At 48.4% G+C, this 4,107-nt stretch carries 5 protein-coding genes; all 5 read right to left on the bottom strand.

Annotation, left to right across the window (positions count from 1 at the left end; all coding sequences use genetic code 11):
* Nucleotides 1-1,012, bottom strand: a 1,012-nt coding sequence (locus ACTF5G_RS10000; RefSeq protein ID WP_438952658.1) for an AMIN domain-containing protein, incomplete at its 3' end; no start/stop codon positions are given.
* Between the two features lie 23 nt (nt 1,013-1,035).
* Nucleotides 1,036-1,572: a pilus assembly protein PilP gene (locus tag ACTF5G_RS09995; RefSeq protein WP_438952657.1), complete on the bottom strand. Its 537-nt coding sequence runs from the start codon at nt 1,570-1,572 to the stop codon at nt 1,036-1,038.
* Nucleotides 1,573-1,575: 3 nt separating this feature from the next.
* Entirely contained in the window at nt 1,576-2,187 is a 612-nt protein-coding gene (locus ACTF5G_RS09990) for a type 4a pilus biogenesis protein PilO (protein ID WP_438952656.1), read from the bottom strand.
* Nucleotides 2,184-2,774 carry a PilN domain-containing protein gene (locus ACTF5G_RS09985; RefSeq protein ID WP_438952655.1) on the bottom strand — a complete coding sequence of 197 codons (591 nt, stop codon included), beginning with the start codon at nt 2,772-2,774 and terminating at the stop codon, nt 2,184-2,186. Before ACTF5G_RS09985 ends, ACTF5G_RS09990 begins: the two co-directional genes overlap by 4 nt.
* A gap of 1 nt (nt 2,775) precedes the next feature.
* Nucleotides 2,776-3,843 (bottom strand): pilus assembly protein PilM, encoded by a 1,068-nt coding sequence (locus tag ACTF5G_RS09980; RefSeq protein WP_438952654.1) that lies wholly within the window; start codon nt 3,841-3,843, stop codon nt 2,776-2,778.
* Nucleotides 3,844-4,107 lie beyond the last annotated feature (264 nt).

Here is a 4,107-nt window from a genome sequence, read left to right as displayed (position 1 = left end):
CCAACCCTTTTGCTTTTAGCACGATATCAAGAGCCTGATCCCAGGGAACATTCTCCAAACGCAAGGTGATACTACCTGACACGGTATCACTGGCCACAAGGTTCAATTCGGTGAAATCCGCTATCAGCTGCAATACCGATCTGACCTCAATGTCCTGAAAATTCAATGACAGTTTTTCACCGACATAGGCAAACTTGGATTTTTTGTTTTCCAGCTCTTCTTCTGTAAGGGGTTTCAAACTAACGATATATTGGTCGTCTGCCTGGTACGCCATGTAATCGTATTCACCAGCAGCATCGATTAATACCGTTGTCGTGGATCCATCAAAACTGGCATCAACCTCTTTTACAGGCGTGGCGAAATCAACCACATTCAGTCGACGATCAAGCGACTCCGGCAACGTTGTGCGGAAGAAACGCAATTTGACATCACCACCGGACTGAGAAATATCAATACTTGTCGCCGGATTTGACAAATCGATTACAACCAGCCCTTCACCTTGTTCGCCACGGCGGAAATCGATGCCTTTGATGCTGTAGGTGGGTGTACTGGTGCGATCTTCGGAAGCCACGGTTCCGGTAATACCAGCTTTCCTCTCTGTGTTTCTGGCAACACCGTCGCCCGCACCCACCAACAACACAATGCTGTTGCCATCTACACGGGTTTCATAGGGTGCCATTTTCAGCATATTCAAAATGACACGGGTACGATCAGACGTACCCAAAACAACGGCACTTCTGGCATTTTCAAAGGATAACGCATATTTCTTTTGATCGAGGGCGCTGGCTACGCCAGGCAAGTCCATTACAATTCTGGCTGGATTGTCAATCGTGTAGCCATCCGGGGAAGGGGGAGTACCGGAGAAGTCCATATGAACCTCGAAGCGGTCACCGGGCAGAGTCGCAAAGCTGATATCTTCGAGCATCACCTCAGCCAATACCTGTGATGACAGCCCCAAACAGGCAAAATAGCCGGCCAACACCAACATGCTCTTTTTCAGACAGCCTTTCATCTCAGTTTCCCCAAACATCTCGATTAGTCCTTCTCATTCAGACCCAGGGTACGCGGACGCTCTACCCAGTTTCCTTTCCCGTCGGGAACAATTTCAATTACATCTACTCTGGCATTCGATATGGCAGTAATGCGTCCGTAATTTTTCCCCAAATAGTTACCGACTGTGACCCGATGGATACCACCACTCCCGTCGTCGATCAACGACCAAATCTGATCTTGTCTGGAAAGAATTCCCACCATGGAAAGCGCAGCAAAATTAAAACTTTCGAGGTATTCCCTTTTCCGGTTTTCGTTGGGAGGCTCCACCGTGCTTTTACCCACAACACTATCTCCCAAGCCCGCGAGCAGGGGAGCATCGAATGGGCTCCGCATAGCGATAGCACCATAGCGAAAGGTTTTGTAGGAACGGAACGTGGGCAAGGGCTCAATTTCCCCTACAGGGCGGGCCTTGACCTCTTTCATGTATTTTTGCAGATCGTTATGGTTTCCATCGCCCGCACAACCTGATAACAGGACACAGCCAGCAATAACTAAAAACAAACCGTTCAACTTGGCCATTTCCTAGTCTTCCTGTGTCTTATAGCGATAGGTTTTGGCTTCGATTTCCAATGCCAGTAATCCACCGCTCCCCTTGACCGACAAACTGTAGTCATGGAGAGTAACTATTCTTGGCAATCCAGCCACACCACTGACGAAGGCACCGACATCATGGTAACCGCCTTCGGCAACAATTTTTATAGGCAACTCGACATAAAACTCCGCTGACCGCTCGGGCTGGAGTGTGATACTGGAAATATTCAGGCTTGCACCGTGACCAATTTCTGTGATGTCCTCAAGTAATCCAGGCACCTCTGTATCACTGGGCAACTGCGCCAGCAGTGCGCCAAAAAGCTTTTCCACTTCAGCCATCTGGATTCTGTATGCCTCAAGGTTTGCTGCCTGAAAAGCTTTTTGTTCGAAGTTCTCTTTCAGCTTTACTTCCTGAGCTTTGGATTGCTCCAATTTCACACCAAGATCTTTTATGTGGAAGTAATAAGTACCGGCCAACACCAGTGAAAATACAACGATCAACAGCAGCACTCTTACAGGAAGAGGCCACACACCGATACTTTCAAAATCCAGGTCAGTAAAGTCAAAGTCTTTTAATTGCTGGAAGGAATCACTTAACGTCATTGCGCATCTCCCTCAGCATTCTCAGGCTGAACCTCAGGCTCAACCGGCGTATTGATAATTTTGACCCTCATTTCAAATCGACTTCCATCCTCTCCGAGGGTGTCGTTGGCTTGAACTTTTGTAAGATTGGGTTCAGTAAACTTGTAGGAAGCGTCAAGTTGTCTCATCAAGGCAGAGACGCGATTATTGGACTCTGCATAACCTTCCAGCGACACCTGTTTATCCTTTCTTGTCATTTTGGTGAAGTAGACGCCATCGGGCACTGCCCGAACGAACTCATCATAAATTCTGACTATTTCCGGCCTGTTGCCCTGCAGCTCCTGAATCACCTGCATACGATCAAGCAGATCTTGGCGGCGCTTTTTCAGCTCTTTGATCTCAGTAACCTGTTTTTCAAGCTTGGTAATTTCGGCCTTCAATATGGCATTCCTGCCATCCTGAGCCTCGATCTGGCTTGAAACCAGACGATCCCAACCGAATGCGCTAATTACCGCAACCACCAGAACGACACAAACAAGGGTAATGAATTCTTTTTTCTTTTCCGCACGAAGTGCTTCGCGCCAGGGGAGTAAATTGATTTTGGCCATCTTATTCAAGCCCTCGCAAGGCGAGCCCGGCGGCAATCAACATCGCCGGAGCATCATTACTCAAGGCAACGGCATTTACCTTGCTGGAGACTTCCATTTCTGCAAAAGGGTTTGCAATCATTGTGGGCAATCCGAGTTTATCTTCAATCTCCTCACGCAACCCTTCCATTGCAGCCACACCTCCCGCCAATATCAACTGGTCGATATAGTTATACTGACTCGATGAAAAGAAAAATTGCAGGGAACGGGATATTTGTTGTACCAGAGCATCCTTGAATGGCTCCAGCACTTCCGACACGTAGTCTTCCGGGAGGCCACCCTGTTTTTTGGCTTGGCCTGCTTCTTCCAAGGACAGGCCATAGCGACGCTGTATTTCCTCGGTTACCTGCTTGCCACCAAACAGTTGCTCCCGCGTATAGACTGTTTTGCCATTGACCAGGACACTGAGCGTCAGCATAGTGGCACCAATGTCTGCAATGACGACCACCTGTTCGCCAAGCTCTTCGAGTTGTGTTGACAATAGTTCGAAAGCCCGTTCAACAGCAAAAACTTCCACATCCACAACCTTGGGGTTCAGACCAGCCTGCTCCAGAGCCTCCGCCCGGGAATCAACATTTTCCCGTCGACATGCCGCCAACAGCACATCGACTTGCTCCGGATTGTTATCAGATGGGCCGATGATTTCAAAATCGAGCGCAACCTCATCAAGGGGATAGGGGATATACTGGTCTGCCTCTAAAGCAATCTGGGTTTCCATTGCCTGATCATTAAGATCGGCAGGCATCTCAATCACTTTGGTAATAACGGATGAGCCCGATACGGCAACAGCGGTGTCGCGGGCCTTCGCCTTGGCTTGACTCACCACCTTGCGAATGATCTCGGAGAGCGCCTCCACATCATTAATGTTTTTTTCCACAACCGTATTCGGCGGCAGAGGCCTCACCATGTAGCTTTCAACCTTATAACGATAGCCGCTACGACTGATCTCCAGCAACTTGACAGCGGAGGAGGTTATGTCCAGCCCCAATAAACTTTTGGGTTGCTGGTCTAGAAAACTGAAAAGTCCCATTTTTGTTTTCTTTTCCCAAGGTTACGCAAAGCAGCTAAGTAAGGACTTTAACTATTTTTTGCAAGTTTGCAAGTAGTGTGTCCCTATTCTTTTGGCTCTATAATATCACGCTGATTTCAAAACGGTCGCCACATGATTCACCGCTTTTACAAAATCATCGGCATACTTGTCTGGCTAACTCTATCCGCACTGGGCTGCACATTGATTGCAACCGGGAGCCTGTATCTCTACCTTAGCCCCAAACTGCCCTCTTCGGAAAGCCTC

This window comes from Porticoccus sp. (assembly GCF_965660005.1).
Taxonomy (GTDB): domain Bacteria; phylum Pseudomonadota; class Gammaproteobacteria; order Pseudomonadales; family Porticoccaceae; genus Porticoccus.
The sequence above is the reverse complement of the archived record's forward strand: the minus strand, read 5'-3'. Positions and strand labels throughout refer to the sequence as shown.